Origin of the sequence: Pseudomonas xionganensis (assembly GCF_009763245.1) — a bacterium.
Classification (GTDB): Bacteria; Pseudomonadota; Gammaproteobacteria; order Pseudomonadales; family Pseudomonadaceae; genus Aquipseudomonas; species Aquipseudomonas xionganensis.
In genome coordinates this window covers 1,201,129-1,219,942 of sequence record NZ_WKJZ01000001.1, presented here as the reverse complement: position 1 = coordinate 1,219,942, position 18,814 = coordinate 1,201,129, and the positions used below count along the sequence as shown (strand labels likewise).

Annotated in this window: 20 protein-coding genes; 6 read left to right on the top strand and 14 right to left on the bottom strand. The window is 61.6% G+C overall.

Going from position 1 to position 18,814, the window contains the following annotated elements:
• The first annotated feature begins 12 nt into the window (after positions 1 to 12).
• Positions 13 to 606 (top strand): phosphoheptose isomerase, encoded by a 594-nt coding sequence (locus GJV18_RS05540; RefSeq protein ID WP_160343706.1) that lies wholly within the window; start codon positions 13 to 15, stop codon positions 604 to 606.
• Complete coding sequence (locus GJV18_RS05535) at positions 603 to 1,136, top strand: BON domain-containing protein (RefSeq protein ID WP_160343705.1); 534 nt, start codon at positions 603 to 605, stop codon at positions 1,134 to 1,136. Before GJV18_RS05540 ends, GJV18_RS05535 begins: the two co-directional genes overlap by 4 nt.
• Positions 1,137 to 1,205: 69 nt before the next feature.
• Here the strand turns inward: GJV18_RS05535 and GJV18_RS05530 are convergent, their stop codons facing one another.
• From GJV18_RS05530 to rplM, 7 genes are all read right to left on the bottom strand, one after another.
• Positions 1,206 to 1,619, bottom strand: coding sequence for a ClpXP protease specificity-enhancing factor (locus GJV18_RS05530; RefSeq protein WP_160343704.1), 414 nt, complete (start codon positions 1,617 to 1,619; stop codon positions 1,206 to 1,208).
• Positions 1,620 to 1,634: 15 nt separating this feature from the next.
• A complete protein-coding gene (locus GJV18_RS05525; RefSeq protein ID WP_160343703.1) occupies positions 1,635 to 2,252 on the bottom strand; it encodes a glutathione S-transferase N-terminal domain-containing protein in 618 nt (205 codons plus the stop codon).
• A gap of 165 nt (positions 2,253 to 2,417) precedes the next feature.
• A complete protein-coding gene (locus GJV18_RS05520; RefSeq protein ID WP_160343702.1) occupies positions 2,418 to 3,197 on the bottom strand; it encodes a cytochrome c1 in 780 nt (259 codons plus the stop codon).
• The gene (locus tag GJV18_RS05515) at positions 3,197 to 4,408 is read right to left on the bottom strand and encodes a cytochrome b (protein WP_160343701.1); all 1,212 of its coding nucleotides are present in this window, start codon (positions 4,406 to 4,408) and stop codon (positions 3,197 to 3,199) included. Before GJV18_RS05515 ends, GJV18_RS05520 begins: the two co-directional genes overlap by 1 nt.
• The gene (petA, locus tag GJV18_RS05510; protein WP_160343700.1) at positions 4,408 to 5,001 is read right to left on the bottom strand and encodes a ubiquinol-cytochrome c reductase iron-sulfur subunit; all 594 of its coding nucleotides are present in this window, start codon (positions 4,999 to 5,001) and stop codon (positions 4,408 to 4,410) included. The genes GJV18_RS05515 and petA overlap by 1 nt, the downstream gene beginning before the upstream one ends.
• Before the next feature lie 253 nt (positions 5,002 to 5,254).
• Entirely contained in the window at positions 5,255 to 5,647 is a 393-nt protein-coding gene (rpsI, locus tag GJV18_RS05505) for a 30S ribosomal protein S9 (protein WP_160343699.1), read from the bottom strand.
• Positions 5,648 to 5,661: 14 nt separating this feature from the next.
• A complete protein-coding gene (gene rplM / locus GJV18_RS05500) occupies positions 5,662 to 6,090 on the bottom strand; it encodes a 50S ribosomal protein L13 (RefSeq protein ID WP_160343698.1) in 429 nt (142 codons plus the stop codon).
• 246 nt (positions 6,091 to 6,336) lie between these two features.
• Between rplM and GJV18_RS05495 the strand changes: the two genes are divergently transcribed.
• On the top strand, positions 6,337 to 7,374 hold the full coding sequence (locus GJV18_RS05495) for an NADP(H)-dependent aldo-keto reductase (RefSeq protein WP_160343697.1): 1,038 nt from the start codon (positions 6,337 to 6,339) through the stop codon (positions 7,372 to 7,374).
• A 47-nt stretch (positions 7,375 to 7,421) separates the two neighbouring features.
• On the opposite strand, the gene GJV18_RS05490 is transcribed toward GJV18_RS05495, so the two are convergent.
• Positions 7,422 to 8,558, bottom strand: a complete 1,137-nt coding sequence (locus GJV18_RS05490) for an acyl-CoA dehydrogenase family protein (RefSeq protein WP_160343696.1) — start codon at positions 8,556 to 8,558, stop codon at positions 7,422 to 7,424.
• Between the two features lie 240 nt (positions 8,559 to 8,798).
• Between GJV18_RS05490 and GJV18_RS05485 the strand changes: the two genes are divergently transcribed.
• The gene (locus GJV18_RS05485) at positions 8,799 to 9,704 is read left to right on the top strand and encodes a GlxA family transcriptional regulator (RefSeq protein WP_178113441.1); all 906 of its coding nucleotides are present in this window, start codon (positions 8,799 to 8,801) and stop codon (positions 9,702 to 9,704) included.
• A gap of 110 nt (positions 9,705 to 9,814) precedes the next feature.
• On the top strand, positions 9,815 to 10,780 hold the full coding sequence (locus GJV18_RS05480) for a hypothetical protein (protein ID WP_160343694.1): 966 nt from the start codon (positions 9,815 to 9,817) through the stop codon (positions 10,778 to 10,780).
• 123 nt (positions 10,781 to 10,903) lie between these two features.
• Here the strand turns inward: GJV18_RS05480 and zapE are convergent, their stop codons facing one another.
• The 3 genes from zapE to GJV18_RS05465 all read right to left on the bottom strand — a co-directional run bounded on the left by zapE (position 10,904) and on the right by GJV18_RS05465 (position 14,173).
• A complete protein-coding gene (gene zapE, locus GJV18_RS05475) occupies positions 10,904 to 11,998 on the bottom strand; it encodes a cell division protein ZapE (protein WP_160343693.1) in 1,095 nt (364 codons plus the stop codon).
• A gap of 83 nt (positions 11,999 to 12,081) precedes the next feature.
• Positions 12,082 to 13,428, bottom strand: a complete 1,347-nt coding sequence (locus tag GJV18_RS05470; RefSeq protein ID WP_160343692.1) for a tryptophan--tRNA ligase — start codon at positions 13,426 to 13,428, stop codon at positions 12,082 to 12,084.
• 115 nt (positions 13,429 to 13,543) lie between these two features.
• Positions 13,544 to 14,173, bottom strand: a complete 630-nt coding sequence (locus GJV18_RS05465; RefSeq protein WP_178113415.1) for an alpha/beta hydrolase — start codon at positions 14,171 to 14,173, stop codon at positions 13,544 to 13,546.
• Between the two features lie 153 nt (positions 14,174 to 14,326).
• On the opposite strand from GJV18_RS05465, the gene GJV18_RS05460 reads away from it, so the two are divergent.
• Positions 14,327 to 14,764, top strand: a complete 438-nt coding sequence (locus GJV18_RS05460; RefSeq protein WP_160343691.1) for a YhcB family protein — start codon at positions 14,327 to 14,329, stop codon at positions 14,762 to 14,764.
• A 184-nt stretch (positions 14,765 to 14,948) separates the two neighbouring features.
• Here GJV18_RS05460 and cysN read toward each other — a convergent pair whose 3' ends face one another.
• The 3 genes from cysN to GJV18_RS05445 form a co-directional block, all read right to left on the bottom strand.
• Positions 14,949 to 16,847 (bottom strand): sulfate adenylyltransferase subunit CysN, encoded by a 1,899-nt coding sequence (cysN, locus tag GJV18_RS05455; protein ID WP_160343690.1) that lies wholly within the window; start codon positions 16,845 to 16,847, stop codon positions 14,949 to 14,951.
• A gap of 1 nt (position 16,848) precedes the next feature.
• Positions 16,849 to 17,766 (bottom strand): sulfate adenylyltransferase subunit CysD, encoded by a 918-nt coding sequence (cysD, locus tag GJV18_RS05450; protein WP_093985887.1) that lies wholly within the window; start codon positions 17,764 to 17,766, stop codon positions 16,849 to 16,851.
• A gap of 187 nt (positions 17,767 to 17,953) precedes the next feature.
• Positions 17,954 to 18,712 (bottom strand): Nif3-like dinuclear metal center hexameric protein, encoded by a 759-nt coding sequence (locus GJV18_RS05445; protein ID WP_160343689.1) that lies wholly within the window; start codon positions 18,710 to 18,712, stop codon positions 17,954 to 17,956.
• Positions 18,713 to 18,814: the final 102 nt, after the last annotated feature.

The following is an 18,814-nucleotide window of genomic DNA, read 5'->3' as shown; positions in this document are numbered from 1 at the left end:
GGTCATTCCCCAATGGATATGCAAGCCCGCATTCGTCAACTCTTCCAAGCCAGCATCGACACCAAGCAACAGGCCATGGAAGTCCTGGTGCCCTATATCGAACAGGGCAGCCAGGTCATGGTTCAGGCCCTGCTCAGCGAAGGCAAGATCCTGACCTGCGGCAACGGCGGCTCGGCCGGCGACGCCCAGCACTTCTCCTCGGAACTGCTCAACCGCTTCGAGCGTGAACGCCCGAGCCTGCCGGCCATCGCCCTGACCACCGACAGCTCGACCATCACCTCGATCGCCAACGACTACAGCTACAACGAGGTGTTCTCCAAGCAGATTCGCGCCTTGGGCCAGCCCGGCGACGTGCTGCTGGCCATCTCCACCAGCGGCAACTCGGCCAACGTGATCCAGGCCATCCAGGCGGCCCACGACCGGGAAATGACCGTGGTTGCCCTCACCGGTCGCGACGGCGGCGGCATGGCTTCACTGCTGCTACCGGAAGACGTGGAAATCCGCGTACCGGCAAAAGTCACCGCACGCATCCAGGAAGTCCACCTGCTGGCCATCCACTGCCTGTGCGACCTGATCGACAGCCAACTGTTTGGGAGTGAAGAATGACCCGTACACCGCTGATCCTTGTCACCCTGGCCCTGAGCCTGATCCTGGCCGGCTGCGGTAACCGCAGCATCGGCAACAAGATTGACGACCAGTTCCTCGGCCCCGATGTCAGCAACAGCATCAGCCGCGCCCATGCCGACCTGGCAAGCCCCACATCGCGCATCGTGGTCACCAGTTACAACGGCGTCATCCTGCTGGCCGGCCAGACTCCGCGCGCAGAGCTCAAAGACCTGGCTGCACAGGCAGCGCAACGGGTTCGCGGCGTGAGCAAGGTACACAACGAACTGCAGGTGGGCCGCCCCACCTCGCTGCTGGTGCGCAGCAATGACAGCTTGCTGACCAGCCGCATCAAGACCCAGATGCTGGCCGACAGCAACGTACCCTCCACCCGCATCAAGGTCGTTACCGAGAATGGCATCGTCTATCTGCTCGGTCTGATCACCCGAGCCGAAGCCAACAACGCCACGGCACTGGTACAGAGCGTGTCAGGGGTGCAGAAGATCGTGCGACTGTTCCAGTACACCAACTGAACAAGACTTCAGCACAAAGAAAACGGGCGCCAGGGGCGCCCGTTTTCTTTGTAACCGTCAGACCAGAGCTTACTTGACCACCTTCAGACTGGGTCGACCACTGGGACGCGGCGGCTCACTGTCGGGCGGTCCCTGATCATCCTGCTCGGCGATTTCCTCGGCCTCCAAAACACCGGACTCCACCTCGAAGACCATGCCCTGGCCGTTCTCCCGGGCATAGATGGCCAGCACCGCAGCACTGGGGATATAGAGGCTCTGCGGCACCCCGGCAAAACGCCCTTCGAAGCTGATCGCCTCGTTATCCATATGCAGGTGGCGCACGGCGCTGGGCGATACGTTGAGCACGATCTGCCCATCACTGGCAAATCCGGCCGGTACCTGCACACCGGCGAATTCGGCATTGACCAGCAAATGTGGGGTGCAGTCGTTATCCACTATCCACTCATAGAGCGCACGGACCAGATAAGGACGACTCGACTTCATCTAAACCTCCCGGGGCTAGCGCATATCACGTTCGACGGCTGACAGGCTCGCACGAAACGCCTCGCGGGCAAACTGCCGGTCCATATAGTCAAGCAGCGGCTTGGCTTGCCTGGGCAACTCGATGCCCAGCACCGGCAGGCGCCAGAGAATCGGCAACAGGCAGCAGTCCACCAGGCTCAACTCCTCGCTGAGGAAGTATGGCTTGTCTGCAAACAAGGGCGAAACCCCAGTCAGACTTTCGCGCAACTCCTTGCGCGCCAGGGCCCGGGCCGGCTCCTTGCTGCGCGGATCCAGAATCAGATCGACCTGGGCACACCAGTCACGCTGAATACGATGAATCAACAGACGACTGTTGGCCCGTGCCACCGGATAAACCGGCAACAGCGGCGGATGAGGATAGCGCTCATCCAGATACTCCATGACCACTGTCGACTCGTAGAGCGCCAGATCACGGTCCACCAGAGTCGGCAGGCTGGCGTAGGGATTGACCTCCAGCAAGGCAGACGGGTACTTGCCCGGCAACACATCGGTGATCTCGGCGCTGACACCCTTCTCGGCGAGCACAATACGTACGCGGTGGGAATAGTGGTCGGCGGGGTCGGAGTAGCAGGTCAACCTATTGGTTACCGCCATGGCGATCCTCCTCGCGTATTGGATTTATCGAAAGCAAAAAAATTGCCCTGAGCAATTTTCGACTTCACTTGCGACGGCCCCACAGAGGTGCCGCCAGGAATGACAGTGCAGAAAAACCTGCGCGCCCATATAGGGCGCGCAGGTCAGCTACACAGCAGCAACGGCTTAGTGCACGTCCTTCCAGTACTCACGCTTGAGCAGGTAGGCAAACACAAAGAAGAAGGCCAGGTACAGCAGCACATAGGTCCCGATACGCTGGGACTCCAGCTTGACCGGGTTGGCCGAGTAGGCGAGGAAGGTCACCAGATTCTTGATCTTCTCGTCGAACTCTTCGGCAGTCAGTTTGCCGCTGTTCGGCTCGACCACCAGCTGATCGCAGGCCTCATGGGTAATCGGCGTGCCAGTCAGTGGGTCGAACTGCTTCTTGCCATCCTCGACCACCTGCACCTGCTTGCAACCCAGGTACTGCTTGCCCTGCAGGGAAACCAGCACGTTCGGCATGCCCACATTGGGGAAGACCTTGTTGTTGGCACCCATCGGGCGCGCCGGATCGTCATAGAAGGTGCGCAGGTAGGTGTACAGCCAGTCGTTGCCACGCACGCGAGCCACCAGGGTCAGGTCGGGCGGGGCGGCACCAAACCACTTCTTGGCATCAGCCGGGGTCATGCCGATCTTCATATGGTCGCCGATGTTGACGCCAGTGAAGACCAGGTTCTCCAGCATGATTTCATGGGGGATACCGAGGTCATCGGCAACCCGCTCATAGCGCTGATACTGGGCAGCATGGCAACCCATGCAGTAGTTGGCGAACGTGCGCGCGCCATCCTGCAGGGCAGCCTTGTCGCGCAGATCGATTTCCACCTTGTCCAGCGGATAGTTGCTGGCAGCACCCAGGGCCAAAGCCGGCAGGGCAGCAATCACAAATGCAGCAAAGAGCTTTTTCATCAGCCAGTCACCCTTTCCGGAACCGGTTTGGTCTTTTCCATCCTGGTGTAGAACGGCATCAGGATGAAATACGCGAAGTACAGGATGGTGCACACCTGCGACAGCAGGGTACGACCCGGAGTCGGCGACAGCACGCCCAGCACACCCAGGATCACGAAGGAGATGCAGAACACCAGCAGCCAGATCTTGCTCATCCAGCCCTTGTAGCGCATCGACTTGACCGGGCTACGGTCCAGCCAGGGCAGCACGAACAGCACGGCAATGGCGGCGCCCATGGCGATTACGCCCAGCAGCTTGTCCGGCACCGCACGCAGAATCGCGTAGAACGGGGTGAAGTACCACACCGGAGCGATATGTTCAGGGGTCTTGAACGGGTTGGCCGCTTCGAAGTTCGGCTTTTCCAGGAAGTAACCACCCATCTCCGGGAAGAAGAACAGCACGAAGCAGAAGACGAACAGGAACACCACCACACCGACGATATCTTTCACGGTGTAGTAAGGGTGGAAGGCGATGCCGTCCAGCGGCTTGCCGTTCTCATCCTTCAGCTTCTTGATGTCGACGCCATCGGGGTTGTTCGAACCCACTTCATGCAGCGCCAGGATGTGCAGCACCACCAGGCCGAGAATCACGATCGGCAGGGCCACCACATGCAGGGCAAAGAAGCGGTTCAGGGTGATGCCGGAGATCAGGTAGTCACCGCGAATCCACTGGGTCAGGTCCGCACCGATGACCGGAATGGCGCCGAACAGCGAGATGATCACCTGGGCACCCCAGTAGGACATCTGGCCCCAGGGCAGCAGGTAGCCCATGAAGGCTTCGGCCATCAGCATCAGGTAGATCAGCATGCCGAAGATCCACACCAGCTCACGCGGCTTCTGGTAGGAGCCATAGAGCAGGCCGCGGAACATGTGCAGGTAGACCACCACGAAGAACGCCGAGGCGCCAGTGGAGTGCATGTAGCGCAGAATCCAGCCGTACTCCACATCACGCATGATGTATTCGACCGAGGCAAAGGCCTCTTCAGCCGACGGGGTATAGCTCATGGTCAGCCAGACGCCGGTGACGATCTGATTGACCAGCACCAGCAGGGCCAGGGAGCCGAAGAAGTAGAAGAAGTTGAAGTTCTTCGGTGCGTAGTACTTGGAGAGATGGTCTTCCCACATCTTGGTGGCGGGGAAGCGGGCGTCAACCCATTCCATGAATTTGCTCATTAGGCTTGCTCCTGATCCACACCGACGATGATCACGTCATCGGACTCGTAGCTGTGCGGCGGTACCGGCAGGTTCAGAGGCGCCGGCTGCGCCTTGTACACACGGCCAGCCAGGTCGTAGCGCGAGCCGTGGCAGGCACAGAAGTAACCCCCTACCCACTCGGCGCCGAGATCGACCGGGGCCACTTCCGGACGGAAAGTGGGCGAGCAGCCGAGGTGGGTGCACAGACCAACCAGCAGCAGCACTTCCGGCTTGATCGAACGGGTCTTCGGATCGACATAGCTGGGCTGTTCGGACGCCTGGGAATCGAAGTCAGCCAGCTGCGACTCGATCTTGCCCAGGTTACTGAGGATTTCCTCGGTACGGCGCACGATAAACACCGGCTGTCCGCGCCACTCGGCCACCATCTGCTGGCCAGGCTCGATCTTGCTGACGTTCACCTTTACCGGTGCCCCGGCAGCCTTGGCCTTGGCGCTCGGGAACCAGGACCCCACGAACGGGACCGCGGCACCCACCGCTCCTGCAGCACCCACCACCGAGGTGGCTGCTACCAGAAAGCGACGCCGGCCTGCATTCACGCCGTCATTGCTCATTCAGTCGTCTCCCATCAGCTTTATGGCCTTTTAAGCAGGCCTATACTTGGTAAGTTTCAAATCGCAGAAAAAGTTGCCGAATGGTAAAGAAAAGCCCCTTTACTGACAAGGTAATTACCACCCCACCCGCCCCGCAACACCTTGCAAATCACGGCGTGCGCGGCTGCGGCATGATGCCGCAGAGATAACTTTCGCCCATAAAAAACGCCCAGTTCCAATAAGGAAACTGGGCGTTTCTGCACTCGGTAGCGAATTAACGCTTGGAGTACTGAGGACGCTTACGTGCTTTACGCAGACCGACCTTCTTACGTTCAACTTCACGGGCATCGCGAGTCACGAAGCCAGCCTTACGCAGAGCCGGACGCAGCGCTTCGTCGTAGTCCATCAGGGCGCGGGTGATGCCGTGGCGGATTGCGCCAGCCTGACCACTCACACCACCACCGATAACGGTGACGAACACGTCGAACTTCTCGGTCATCTCAACCAGTTCCAGCGGCTGACGAACTACCATGCGGGCAGTTTCACGACCGAAGAAGGTATCGAGAGTGCGATTGTTGATGGAGATCTTGCCAGTACCAGCACGCAGGAAAACGCGAGCGGTTGCAGTCTTGCGACGGCCAGTGCCGTAATTTTGAGTCGCCGACATAATGAACTATTCCGTTAAATCTTCAGTTCTTGGGGCTGCTGAGCAGTATGGGGGTGAGCAGCGCCCGCATAGACTTTCAGCTTACGGTACATGTCGCGACCCAGCGGATTCTTCGGCAGCATGCCTTTAACCGCGGTCTCGATCACGCGCTCAGGGGCCTTGGCGATCAACTTCTCGAAGCTGATTTCCTTGATGCCGCCCGGGAAACCGGAGTGGGAGTAGTACATCTTGTCGCTGGTTTTGGCGCCAGTCACACGCACTTGCTCAGCATTGATCACGACGATGTAGTCGCCGGTATCAACGTGCGGGGTGTACTCAGGCTTGTGCTTGCCACGCAGACGGCTCGCGATTTCGGTGGCCAGACGACCCAGGGTCTGACCTGCAGCGTCGACGACGTACCAGTCGCGCTTTACTGTTTCCGGTTTAGCAGTAAAAGTTTTCATTCTTTATAGCCTCAGGGGCCGCCCTGATAAATAAGACGGCGGATCTTACTGAATAGTGCGTACTTTGACAAGGTCAAAGGCAGCCGAAAACAGGCGCTATCGGGGGCTCGGGTCAGCGCGTCCGTTACTCGGCAAGATTCTTCGGCAGGCGGCGCATCACTTCCACTGCAGAAAGAGGTGCGCAATTATGCAGATCGCCAGGATAATTTCAACCTGATTATGCCAATCAGTTTCAAGGAGCTTGCCATGCACTACCGCCAACTGGGCCGCACCGACATCAAGGTCAGCGCCATTTGCCTGGGCAGCATGACCTGGGGTGAACAAAACGACGCCCGCGACGCCTTCGCCCAGCTCGACCGGGCCAAGGCCTACGGAGTTAATTTTATCGACACCGCCGAGATGTACCCGGTGCCGCCACGGGCCGAGACCTACAGCAAGACCGAGCAGATCATCGGCGATTACTTCAGGCAACGCGGCGATCGTGCCGACTGGGTACTGGCCAGCAAGATCGCCGGCCCCGGCAATGGCATCGGCTATATCCGTGACGGCCAGCTCAAGCACAACCGCGCCCATATCAGCGCCGCCGTGGATGCCAGCCTGAAGCGCCTGCAGACCGACTGGATCGACCTCTATCAGCTGCACTGGCCGGAGCGCCCGACCAACTACTTCGGCCAGCTTGGCTACCAGCACCAGGACAGCGATTTCACCCCACTGGAGGAAACCCTGCAGGCCCTGGATGAACAGGTCAAAGCCGGCAAGATCCGCCAGATCGGCCTGTCCAATGAAACACCCTGGGGCACCATGAGGTTTCTGCAACTGGCCGAGCAACGGGGCTGGCCGCGCTGCGTATCGATCCAGAACCCCTACAACCTGCTTAACCGCAGCTTCGAGGTGGGGTTGGCGGAAATCGCCATGCGCGAGCAATGTGGCCTGCTGGCCTATTCACCCCTGGCCTTCGGCATGCTTAGCGGCAAGTACGCCGACGGTGCTCGTCCGGCTGGCGCACGCCTGAGCCTGTATAGCCGCTTCTCGCGCTACACCAACCCGCAAGCGGAAGCGGCCTGCGCGCGCTATGTCGCCCTGGGCCGCGAGCACGGCATTGACCCTGCGCAGATGGCCCTGGCATTCGTGACGGCACAGTCCTTCGTGACCAGCAATATCATCGGCGCCACCAGCCTGGAGCAACTGAACAGCAACCTGGCCAGCAGTGAGCTGCAGCTCTCCAACGAGCTACTGGCCGGGATCGAGGCCATTCACCGGGCCCAGCCCAACCCGGCCCCCTGACGACAAGAAGCCCGGCCAATGCCGGGCTTCTGTTGTTCCACCATGGATCACAACGCGCGGGCGATGATCTCCTTCATGATTTCATTGGTACCGGCATAGATGCGCTGCACCCGCGCATCGGCCCAGGCCCGCGCCACCGGGTATTCCCACATATAGCCGTAGCCACCGTGCAGCTGCACGCACTCATCCAGCACCTTGCACTGCAGGTCGGTGCCCCAGTACTTGAGCATGGCCGCCGTCGGCACATCCAGTTTCTTGTTCAGGTGCAGCTCCAGGCAGCGATCGACAAACACGCGACCGACCTGAATCTCGGTGGCCATCTCGGCCAGCTTGAAGCGGGTGTTCTGGAAGTCCGCCACCGGCTTGCCGAAGGCCTTGCGCTCACGGGTGTAGTCCAGGGTCCACTTCAGTGCAGCTTCGGCCGAAGCCAGGGCGCCGACGCCCACGGTCAGGCGTTCCTGGGGCAACTCCTGCATCAGGTAGGCGAAGCCCATGCCGGCCTGGCCCAGCAGGTTTTCCTTGGGTACGCGCACATCCTGGAAGAACAGCTCGGAGGTGTCCTGGGCCTTCATGCCGACCTTTTCCAGGCGCTTGCCCTTGGAAAAGCCCGGCGTGCCGGCCTCCACCAGAAACAGGCTGGTGCCCTTGGCCCCGGCCTTGGGATCGGTCTTGGCCACCACAATGACCAGATCAGCCAGCCAGCCGTTGGTGATAAAGGTCTTCGAGCCATTGATCACATACTCATCACCGTCCAGCACCGCGGTGGTCTTCACCCCCTGCAGGTCGGAGCCGGCACCCGGTTCGGTCATGGCGATGGCGGTGACCATCTCGCCGCTCACGAGCTTGGGCAGGTAGTGCTGTTTCTGCGCCTCGCTGCCGTAATGCAGGATATAGGGCGCAACAATGTCCGAATGCAGGGAGAAGCCGATGCCGGTCAGGCCCAGACGGCCGACCTCCTCGATCACCAGGGCACTGTAGAGGAAATCCGCGGACATGCCGCCGTATTCCTCCGGAATGTGCGAACAGAGCATGCCCGCCTCCCCCGCCTTGTTCCACAGGGCGCGATCGATATGCCCATCCTTCTCCCACTGGGCGTGATAAGGCACGGCCTCCTGCTCAAGGAACTTGCGCACGCTGTCGCGAAACTGTTCGTGCTCGGAGCTGAAAATCGTTCTGGGGATCATGGCGGCACCTGCGAAATGGGCGTTGGAAAGTGGCCTCGACTTTAGCCAAGCAAACGCTTGGTCACACTGGACACAAGCGACAAAAAATAAGACGATCCAGCCAGACCATGACCGCTTAGCCTTAAAAGAATAATAGCCATGCCCAATCAGTCTTCAGCGACCGCCCTGCGTCGCGTCAGCATTCTCGCCACCGATGGCGTCTTCGCCTCCACCTTGATGCAGGCCAAGGACTTCTTCCATATGGCCAGCCTGCGCTTCGGCAAGCAGCAAGGCCGCGGCCTGACCCCCAGCTTCGAAATCAACCTGGTCAGCCCGGACGGTCAGCCGGTGCGCAGCTTCAGTGAAGTACAGCTGCCGGTGGATGGCGCCCTGGACGAGGCCGAACTGATCATCCTCCCAGCCTTCTGGGACGACTTTGATGCCCTGTGCCAACGCCACCCCCAGGTGCTCAGCTGGTTGCGTGCGCGTCATGCAGCCGGCAGCCTGATCTGCGGCGAGGCCACCGGGGTGTTCTGGATGGCCCAGGCCGGCCTGCTCGACGGCAAGGAGGCCACCACCTACTGGCGTTTCTTCGACGAATTTGCCGAGCGCTTCCCCAGGGTGCTGCTCAACCGTGACAAACACCTGTCGGATGCCGACAACCTGTATTGCGCCGGTGGCGTCACCTCGGCCTGCGACCTGTATATCTACCTGATCGAACGTTTCTGCGGCGCCAGTGTGGCCCAGGGCGTGGCCCGCGACATCCTCTACGAAGTGCAGCGCAACTATGCCCCCGGTCGCATCGGCTTCGGCGGGCAGAAGCTGCATCAGGACATGACCATCCTGCAGATCCAGCAATGGCTGGAGGATCACTTCGCCGACAAGTTCCGCTTCGAGGACGTGGCGCGGGAGCACGGCATGAGCATCCGCAACTTTATGCGCCGTTTCCAGGCCGCCACGGGCGACAAGCCCCTGCACTACCTGCAGCGTCTGCGCATCGAAACGGCCAAGAGCCTGCTCAGCGCCACCCGCAAGAGCATCAAGACCATCAGTTATGAAGTGGGTTACGACGACGCCAGCTTCTTCGCCCGGCTGTTTCGCCAGCACACCGAGCTGTCGCCCAATCAGTACCGTCGCCAGTTCCAGCACAAGGACGGTCATCCTTGAAGCAGAACACTGTTACCGCAGCGCAGCCGTACTGATCCTTGGATGGGTAGGTGGTCGTCGAACACCTACCTATGATCGGGGGCACTGATAACAACAATAGGTTGACCCCCATGCGCCGCACCCTGATTGCCCTGCTTGCCGCCACCAGCCTCAGCGCGGTAGCGGCCGACAACTGGAAGCCCTTCCCCTATGACCAGAGCGCCTACGACTACTCCGGCGACAAACTGCGTCAGGCCTGGCCGCAGCTGACCCGGGGCTTCGGCACTGACTACCCCTTCCCCGATGCCGACTGGGTCATTAGCATGGCCACCAGCCACCCCGAGGCCCTGGAAAAGACCGTGCTGGCCGACACCGGCTTTACCGGCAAGCCGGAAGAAGCCGAAGCCTATGCCGAGCAACTGCAGGATGTCTGGCGCCTGATGTTCCGTGGCGACTTTGCCGAGGCCAAGCAACAAGGCCTGGCTCTGGGCGTCGGCGGGCAGATCCCGGCGATGTTCGCCCAGGTGGTCTACGCCATGTTCCTGGTGCCCGACCAGGCCGAAAAGCACAAGCTGCTGGAAGAAGTGATCACCTACACCGACCAGGCCGGCGACCTGGTCCAGGCCGATACCGTGGCCCAGTTCGGCCGCGTCTATGCCAAGGCACGACTGGGTGAAGAGCTGTCGGTACCGGTGGTGCTCAAGCGCGGCTACACCTCGCAGATCCCCGATGAGCTCAAGGCCCTGCTGGCCAAGCAGCCGAACCAGCCCTTCGCCCTGGCACTGTATGGCGGCTACGAGGCCGGGGTGATCCGCAAGGTGGGCAAGCTGGTCGGGCGCATGACCTATGGGGTCAGCGCGGACAATATGGAGAAGTACTTCAGCCGCAGCTTCCAGGCCCGCGACGACCTGCCGATCGGCCACTACGAATACGCCAACGCCCTGGCCTATGTGTATGGCAAGGACGAGCAGGCCAAGGCGCTGCAGCACCTCAAGCGCGCCGTGGCGATCAAGCCGATCAACGCCATGGAAGCCCTGGAAGTGGCCTACGCGCAGAAAATGCTGGCCCAGTACGAGCAGCAACTGGCGCAGAACTGAACCAATGCCGGTGCGCACAGCGCACCCTAAGCGGATCGCGGCAAACCCTAGGGTGCGCCGTGCGCACCAGCGAACACGAAAAAGGCGACCACTCGGGTCGCCTTTTTTATGCTGCGTTAGTCTTCAGGGCTTATGCGGCCGCGAGAGGAATTCGTGGGACTGCATCTCCAGCAGGCGGCTCAGGGTGCGCTGGAACTCGAAGGTCAGGCGACCGCCGGTGTACAGGTCTTTCAGCTCCACCTCGGCGGAGATGATCAGCTTGACGTTGCGATCGTAGAACTCGTCCACCAGGTTGATAAAGCGGCGCGCCATATCCTCCTTGGCCACGCTCATCTGCTCGACATTGGCCAGGATCACCGCGTGGAAGATCTTGCCCAGCTCGATGTAGTCGTTCTGGCTGCGCGGGCCGTCGCACAGCTCGCGGAACTCGAACCAGGCCACGTCATCACCGACCTTGCGCGCGGTGATGGCGCGGTTCTCGATGATCAGCGCCTCGTTTTCCTGCACCGAACAATGCTCCGGCAGCAGGCTGCGGAAGCTCTTGTCCAGGCTCACCTCGGCTTCGGCATCCAGGGGCCAGTGGAACAGCTCGGCCTGCTCCAGGGCGCGCAGGCGGTAGTCCACGCCGCTGTCGACATTGACGATCTCGGTGTGCTGCTTGAGCAAGGCAATAGCCGGCAGAAAGCGCGCACGCTGCAGGCCATCCTTGTACAGACCATCCGGGACGATATTGGAGGTGGCCACCAGGGAGACGCCGTTCTTGAACAGCTCTTCCATCAGGGTGGCGAGGATCATCGCGTCGGTGATGTCGCTGACGAAAAACTCGTCGAAGCAGATCACCCGCGCCTCGTCGGCAAAGCGCTTGGCGATGATGGTCAGCGGGTTCTTCTCGCCCTTGAGGGTCTTCATCTCCTCATGCACGCGCTTCATAAAGCGGTGGAAGTGGGTGCGCATCTTCTGCTTGAACGGCAGCGCATCGAAGAAGGTATCGACCAGATAGGTCTTGCCGCGCCCTACCCCACCCCAGAAATAGAGCCCCTTGACCGGCCCCTGGGGTTTCTTGGCGAACAGCTTGCCAAACAGGCCTGTCTTGCCCTGATCGGCAGCCACCAGCTCGTCGTACAGACGCTGCAAATGCCGAACGGCATTTTCCTGGGCCGCATCATGGAAGAAGTCGGGCCGCTTGAGGTCGGCCTGATAGCGCTCGATGGGAGTCATGATTCGTTAGCCGGGCAAGTAAAACGGGGGCGTCACTTTAGCGACGCCCCCGTGGATTGGCAATCATGCCGTGGCCTACGGCCTTACTCCTGCGGCGCAAGGGCCTCGCGCAAACGGGCAATGGCCGCCTCACGCACTGTGGCGTCGGCAAAATCCGGGCTTTGCGCCACGCATTCGCCCTCCAGCCACACGCCAAAACCGCCGTCCAGCTCGCGCACATCCAGCGCCTCGCCGGACTGCAGCCGTTTGTTCACCAGGCCGGCCGACTTGCCATCGGCGAAGGACTTGGACAGCAGCAACTGCTCGCCGCCAGCGTCCAGCAGACGGAAGCGGAAGCTGCCGTCGTCATCGCGGAAGCTGACAAAGCGCGCGCTCTTGGTCGCCTTTTTCTTCTCGCCGCCGCTCACCTGCACCTGCTCGCGGAACGAGCGCAGGCCCACCGCCTCGCGCAGCTCACCGAGGAAGGGGGTGGCGATCTTGCGCGCCTTGGCGGCGCCGGCCAGGAGGATATCCTCCAGGTCCGCTGGCCGGGCGATCAGCGCGTTGTAGCGCTCGCGGGCCTCGCCCAACTCGTTTTCCAGCAGCTGGCACAGGCGGTTCTTCGCCTCGCCCCAGGCCAAACCACCTTCCAGCTCGGCGCGGAACTCGGCCTGCTGGGCCTGGCTGGCGAAGGCCTGGTACAGGGTGAACAGGTGCGAGCCGTCGGCATCCTTGGGCTCGCCCGGCGCGCGCGAGTCGGTGACGATGCGGGCGATGGCGTCCTTGAGCTGCTTGGCAGTGCCGAACAGCGGAATGGTGTTGTCGTAGCTCTTGCTCATCTTGCGCCCATCGAGGCCGGGCAGGGTCGCCACTTCTTCCTCGATCACCGCCTCGGGCAGGGTGAACAGCTCGCGGCCGTTGCCGAACAGGTGATTGAAGCGCTGGCCGATGTCGCGGGCCATTTCCACATGCTGGATCTGGTCGCGACCGACCGGCACCTTGTGCGCGTTGAACATCAGGATGTCCGCCGCCATCAGTACCGGGTAGCTGAACAGACCCATGGTGATACCGGCATCGGGGTCTTCGCCGGCTTCGACGTTCTTGTCCACCGAGGCCTTGTAGGCGTGGGCACGGTTGAGCAGGCCCTTGCCGGCGACACAGGTGAGCAGCCAGCACAGCTCCGGAATCTCGGGGATATCCGACTGACGGTAGAAGGTCGCCTTGTCGGTATCCAGGCCCAGGGCCAACCAGGTGGCGGCAATCTCCAGGCGCGAACGCTGAATGCGTGCCGGGTCATCGCACTTGATCAGGGCATGGTAGTCGGCCAGGAAGTAGAAGGAGTCGGCGTCGGCCGCGCGGCTGGCAACGATGGCCGGACGGATGGCGCCCGCGTAGTTGCCCAGATGCGGGGTGCCGGTGGTGGTGATGCCGGTAAGGATACGAGTGGTCATATTCAGATTCGCTTTGCTTGGACCATCTGGATGAGCGCGCGTGCCGGGGCCGCGTCAGCCATCGTGTCAGTAGGGTGCGCCGTGCGCACCGGCATTGCGGTGCATGGCACCCGGCTTACAGACGCGGCAGAAGGAGGTCCTTCAGCTCAGTCAGCTTGCCGTGAAAAAAGTGGCCGCATTCTGCCACTTTCAGCAGCTCATGGGCACGCCCAAGGTCGGCGGACCAGGCATAAACCGCCTGCGGGTCGATCACCTCGTCCACCTCGGGCTGAATCAGGGTCAGCGGTACGCCCTGCAGCGGCGGGTTATCCGCTGTCAGCCGCTGCACCGCCGGGGCCAGCATAAACAGCTGGGCCACGGCCTGCCCCTGATTTTCCAGGCGCCCGGCCAGGGCCGCGGCAACAAAGCCGCCAAAGGAAAAGCCCAGCAGGGTCAGAGGTAACCCGGGGTACTGCGCGCGCAGCCAGACGGCCACGGCCTCGGCATCGTCCACCTCACCACTGGCCATATCATGGCTGCCGGCACTGGCGCCGACACCCCGATAGTTGAAGCGCAGGGTGTGATAGCCGGCATCACGGGCGGTGCGCTGCACGGTGGACACCACCTTGTTGAGCATGGTGCCGCCCTGCACCGGGTTGGGATGACAGATCAGCGCCACGCCACGGGCATCGGGCACTTCAAGCGAGAGGGCTTCCAGCTGGCCGCAGGGGCCGGGAATCAAAACGGGGGTTTCGCGGTTAAGCAACAGGGAACTCCGTGACCCCGAACCGGGGCGACTCGTCTAGCAAACTACCTGTGCCAATACAGATCACCGCAACCGTTTCGGCATTGCATTGCGGTATACAGCACAGGTTCGAGCCGTTAACGTAAAGCAAAGCCGTTTAGAGAGGAAGGACTCGTGGAACAGACGCTCACCGCCTGGTTGCTACCCGCCGTTACCCTGGTAGCCGGCATTGCCATTGGCTTTGTCATCGCCCGCCTGGCCCCCAATGCCGCCCCGGGCCGCACCCAGCGCCAACTGGACGAGATCCAGCAGCGTTTCGACGCTTACCAGAGTGAGGTGGTGACCCACTTCAATACCACCGCCAATCTGGTCAAGAAGCTCAGCCAGACCCAACTGGACGTGCAGCAGCACCTGTCCGAAGGCGCCAACCGCCTGGCCCTGGACGAACTGACCCGCCAGCGCCTGCTGGCTACTTTGCACACCGAGGAAAGTGGCGAAAAACGCGAACGCCTGAAAGCGCCGGCACACACGGAAATGCCCAAGGATTACGCACCGAAAAGCGCCGACGTGCCGGGCATGCTGGATGAGAGCTACGGCCTGAAGAACAAGTAACTGCAGCAGCCACCAGCAAAAGCCCCGCCTGTCCTAAAACAGGCGGGGCTTTTTGTTGTGCGGAACGCCACGGCGATGCCGGAGCGGCTCATAGCCGAAAAGCAAGGCTCAATCACAGCCCTGGGCGAAACCCTCCACAAACAAGAAGCCCCGCGCTCGGCGGGGCTTCTTGTGACACTGCGGCTTAGATCAGGCCGCGCGAACGCAGCAACTCCAGCACCTGTTTAACACCTTCTTCCAGCGACACGGCCTGGGTATCGATCACCAGATCGGCATCCAGCGGCACGTCATAGGGGAAGGATTCGCCCGGGATATTGTCACCGCCGGCGGCATACAGACCCTGAGGGTCACGCTCACGGCAGACCTGGGGTGACGCCTGCACGTAGACGGTGAGCAGGCGTTCGGCACCCACGATGGCCTTGGCCTGTTCACGCCCTTCGGCATCCGGGGCGACAAAGGCGGCCAGGGTCAGCAGACCGGCCTCGTTGAACTGCTTGGCCACCTGGGCGGCGCGCCGCCAGTTCTCGGTACGCCCGGCGCGATCCTGGGGCAGGCCCTTGTTCAGGTCATGGCGAAGGTTCTGGCCATCGAGCACATACACAGCGCGACCCATGTCGAACAGCTTGCGCTCCACCGCATAAGCCAGGGTGCTCTTGCCGGCGCCGGACAGGCCCGAGAACAGCACGGTGGCCGGCTGCTGGCCGAAGCGCGCGGCACGCTCCTCGGTGGAAACATGGGCCAGCTTGCCGTGGTGGCCGCCGCCCTGGGCACCGACCGGATCGGCGATGATCATGCCGGCGCCGACGGTGCCGTTGGTCAGGCGGTCAATGACGATAAAGGCGCCAGTGGTGCGGTTGTGCGCGTAGCCATCGAGGGCGATAGGCGCATCCAGGGCGACCTTGACCCGGCCGATTTCATTGAGCTGCAGGCTGCTGGCCGGGCCTTCTTCCAGGGTGTTGACATCGACCCGGTGGACGATGCTCGGGATCGAGCCCGGCACATAGCTGGTGGCGCGCTTGATGTCGTATTTCTTGCCCGGCAGCATCGGCTCTTCGCCCATCCACACCAGCATGGCCTCGAAGCTGTCGCTGACCTGCGGGCGGTTGTCGGCATGCACCAGCATGTCGCCGCGGGACACGTCGATCTCGTCTTCCAGGGTCAGGGTAATCGCCTGGCCAGGGCCGGCCTGCTCCAGCTCGCCCTCGAAAGTGACGATGGATTTGACCTTGCTGCCTTTGCCCGACGGCAGGGCAACCACTTCGTCACCCTTGCGCACGATGCCGCTGGCCAGGGTGCCGGCGAAGCCGCGGAAGTTCAGGTTGGGGCGGTTGACGTACTGCACCGGGAAGCGCAGGTCGTCGAAGTTGCGGTCGCCGGCGACTTCCACGGTTTCGAGGATTTCCATCAGCGACTGGCCGTCATACCAGGGCGACTGCTCGCTCTTGTTGACCACGTTGTCGCCCTTCAGGGCCGACATGGGCACAAAGTGCAGGGAACTGGGCTTGAGCGCGATACCTTCGGCGAACTTCAGGTAATCGGCCTTGATCTGCTCGAAAACGCCCTGATCGAAGCCCTTGAGGTCCATCTTGTTGATGGCCACGACGATATGCTTGATGCCCAGCAGGCTGGCGATAAAGCTGTGGCGCTTGGTCTGGGTCTGCACGCCGTAACGGGCGTCGATCAGGATGATCGCCAGGTCACACGTCGATGCCCCGGTGGCCATGTTGCGGGTGTACTGCTCATGGCCGGGGGTGTCGGCAATGATGAACTTGCGCTTGGCGGTACTGAAGTAGCGGTAGGCCACGTCGATGGTGATGCCCTGCTCGCGCTCGGCCTGCAAACCGTCGACCAGCAGGGCCAGGTCGATATCGTCACCGGTGGTGCCGACCTTCTTGGAGTCCTTGCTGATGGCCTCCAGGTGGTCTTCGTAGATCATCTTGGAGTCGTGCAGCAGACGCCCGATCAGGGTGCTCTTGCCGTCATCGACGTTGCCGCAGGTGAGGAAGCGCAACAATTCCTTGCGCTCGTGCTGGGCCAGGTAAGCGAGGATGTCTTCGCTGATCAGATCGGATTGGTGCGACATCTTAAAAGTACCCCTGACGTTTCTTCTCTTCCATCGACCCGGCCTGATCATGATCGATCACCCGGCCCTGACGCTCGCTGGTGCGGGTCAGCAGCATTTCCTGGATGATTTCCGGCAGCGTGGTGGCGGTGGACTCCACGGCGCCGGTCAGCGGGTAGCAACCGAGGGTGCGGAAACGCACCATCTTCTTGGTGATGCGGGCCTTTTCTTCGTCCGACAGGTGCTCAAGGATGCGCTCGTCGTCGATCATGATCAGGGTGCCGTTCTTCTCGATCACTTCGCGCTCGGCGGCGAAGTACAGCGGCACGATCGGGATCTGCTCCAGGTAGATGTACTGCCAGATGTCCAGCTCGGTCCAGTTGGACAGCGGGAACACGCGGATCGACTCGCCCTTCTTGACCTTGCCGTTATAGACGTTCCACAGCTCGGGACGCTGGTTCTTCGGGTCCCAGCGATGCTTGCTGTCACGGAAGGAGTAGACGCGCTCCTTGGCCCTGGACTTTTCCTCGTCGCGGCGCGCGCCACCAAAGGCGGCATCGAAGCCGTACTTGTCCAGCGCCTGCTTGAGACCCTCGGTCTTCATCACGTCGGTGTGCTTGGCACTGCCGTAGGTGAAGGGGTTCATGTCCTGAGCGACGCCATCAGGATTGATATGGGTGAGCAGGTCCAGGCCATATTCGCTGACCATCTTCTCGCGGAAGCGATACATCTCCTGAAACTTCCAGCGCGTATCCACGTGCAGCACCGGGAACGGCAGCTTGCCAGGGAAGAAGGCCTTGCGCGCCAGATGCAGCATCACGGCGGAGTCCTTGCCGATGGAATAGAGCATCACCGGGTTGTCGAATTCGGCGGCCACTTCACGAATGATGTGGATACTTTCCGCCTCCAGCTGCTTCAGGTGGGTCAGTTTATCGAGCATGGCTACTCACGTATTGCGTTCAGAATTGGGCCGGCAGCCAGGGTCTGAGTGGTCGCATGACAAATCACAGGCGACAGCAGACCCCAGGACGAGGGCGCACTCTAGCACAGCCCCCGCTTCTAATCAGGAGGCCAGTTAGATCGAAAAGATCTAGCTTTATAGCCATGATTCTGACCTGCAACCCGCTTCAGATGGGGTTGGGGCAATCGATAAACAGATGCTCGATGGCAAAGCGCCGCGCCAGGTAATCGCCCAGGGCCTGCACCCCGTAACGTTCGGTGGCATGGTGGCCGGCGGCGATAAAGCTGATGCCGTTTTCCCGCGCACTATGGAAGGTCTGCTCGGAGGCCTCGCCGGTCAGATACAGGTCGACACCGGCGGCAACAGCCTGATCGATATAGCCCTGGCCACCGCCCGTACACCAGCCGACCCGGCGGATCACCTCGCCCCCGTCCACCAGCAGCGGCTCACGGCCGAGCACCTCATGCACGCGATGGGCAAAGTCACGCGCACTCATGGCCTCATCCAGAGAGCCGACCAGACCCACGGTACGCGGGTTGTCCGGCTCAAGCTCCCCCTCAACGGTGATCCCCAGCTGAGCGGCCAGCTGCACGTTGTTGCCCACCTCCGGGTGCACATCCAGCGGCAGGTGGTAGGCCAGCAGGCTGATATCGTTGGCCAGCAGGGTTTTCAGCCGGCGCTGCTTCATGCCGGTGATACAGGGGTTTTCGCCTTTCCAGAAATAGCCATGGTGCACCAGCAGCACATCGGCCTCGGCCTCCACCGCTGCCTCGATCAGGGCCTGACTGGCCGTCACGCCACTGACAATACGCAGCACCTGGGGCCGCCCCTCGACCTGCAGGCCGTTGGGGCAGTAATCGTTGATACGGGCCGCATTCAGATAGCGGTCGGCTTCTTCCACCAGGGCTGCCAGGGCGATGGCCATGCGTGATTCCTCAAGAGCGGTTGCAGGTCGCTGATTTATTGCTCGGCGAGCCTCTATAATGGCGCACCTTAAGGGGCTGCCCCAGCCCCCGCAACCCTCAGG

Bases quoted from the DNA above. Each gene is read 5' to 3' on its own strand.
- zapE (WP_160343693.1), bottom strand. From the start codon at position 11,998: ATGACTCCCATCGAGCGCTATCAGGCCGACCTCAAGCGGCCCGACTTC.
- petA (WP_160343700.1), bottom strand. From the start codon at position 5,001: ATGAGCAATGACGGCGTGAATGCAGGCCGGCGTCGCTTTCTGGTAGCA.
- GJV18_RS05540 (WP_160343706.1), top strand. From the start codon at position 13: ATGGATATGCAAGCCCGCATTCGTCAACTCTTCCAAGCCAGCATCGAC.
- GJV18_RS05470 (WP_160343692.1), bottom strand. From the start codon at position 13,428: ATGACCACTCGTATCCTTACCGGCATCACCACCACCGGCACCCCGCAT.
- GJV18_RS05495 (WP_160343697.1), top strand. From the start codon at position 6,337: ATGCACTACCGCCAACTGGGCCGCACCGACATCAAGGTCAGCGCCATT.
- GJV18_RS05520 (WP_160343702.1), bottom strand. From the start codon at position 3,197: ATGAAAAAGCTCTTTGCTGCATTTGTGATTGCTGCCCTGCCGGCTTTG.
- GJV18_RS05525 (WP_160343703.1), bottom strand. From the start codon at position 2,252: ATGGCGGTAACCAATAGGTTGACCTGCTACTCCGACCCCGCCGACCAC.
- GJV18_RS05490 (WP_160343696.1), bottom strand. From the start codon at position 8,558: ATGATCCCCAGAACGATTTTCAGCTCCGAGCACGAACAGTTTCGCGAC.
- GJV18_RS05515 (WP_160343701.1), bottom strand. From the start codon at position 4,408: ATGAGCAAATTCATGGAATGGGTTGACGCCCGCTTCCCCGCCACCAAG.
- GJV18_RS05485 (WP_178113441.1), top strand. From the start codon at position 8,799: ATGGCCAGCCTGCGCTTCGGCAAGCAGCAAGGCCGCGGCCTGACCCCC.
- cysN (WP_160343690.1), bottom strand. From the start codon at position 16,847: ATGTCGCACCAATCCGATCTGATCAGCGAAGACATCCTCGCTTACCTG.
- GJV18_RS05445 (WP_160343689.1), bottom strand. From the start codon at position 18,712: ATGGCCATCGCCCTGGCAGCCCTGGTGGAAGAAGCCGACCGCTATCTG.
- cysD (WP_093985887.1), bottom strand. From the start codon at position 17,766: ATGCTCGATAAACTGACCCACCTGAAGCAGCTGGAGGCGGAAAGTATC.
- GJV18_RS05535 (WP_160343705.1), top strand. From the start codon at position 603: ATGACCCGTACACCGCTGATCCTTGTCACCCTGGCCCTGAGCCTGATC.
- rpsI (WP_160343699.1), bottom strand. From the start codon at position 5,647: ATGTCGGCGACTCAAAATTACGGCACTGGCCGTCGCAAGACTGCAACC.
- rplM (WP_160343698.1), bottom strand. From the start codon at position 6,090: ATGAAAACTTTTACTGCTAAACCGGAAACAGTAAAGCGCGACTGGTAC.
- GJV18_RS05480 (WP_160343694.1), top strand. From the start codon at position 9,815: ATGCGCCGCACCCTGATTGCCCTGCTTGCCGCCACCAGCCTCAGCGCG.
- GJV18_RS05530 (WP_160343704.1), bottom strand. From the start codon at position 1,619: ATGAAGTCGAGTCGTCCTTATCTGGTCCGTGCGCTCTATGAGTGGATA.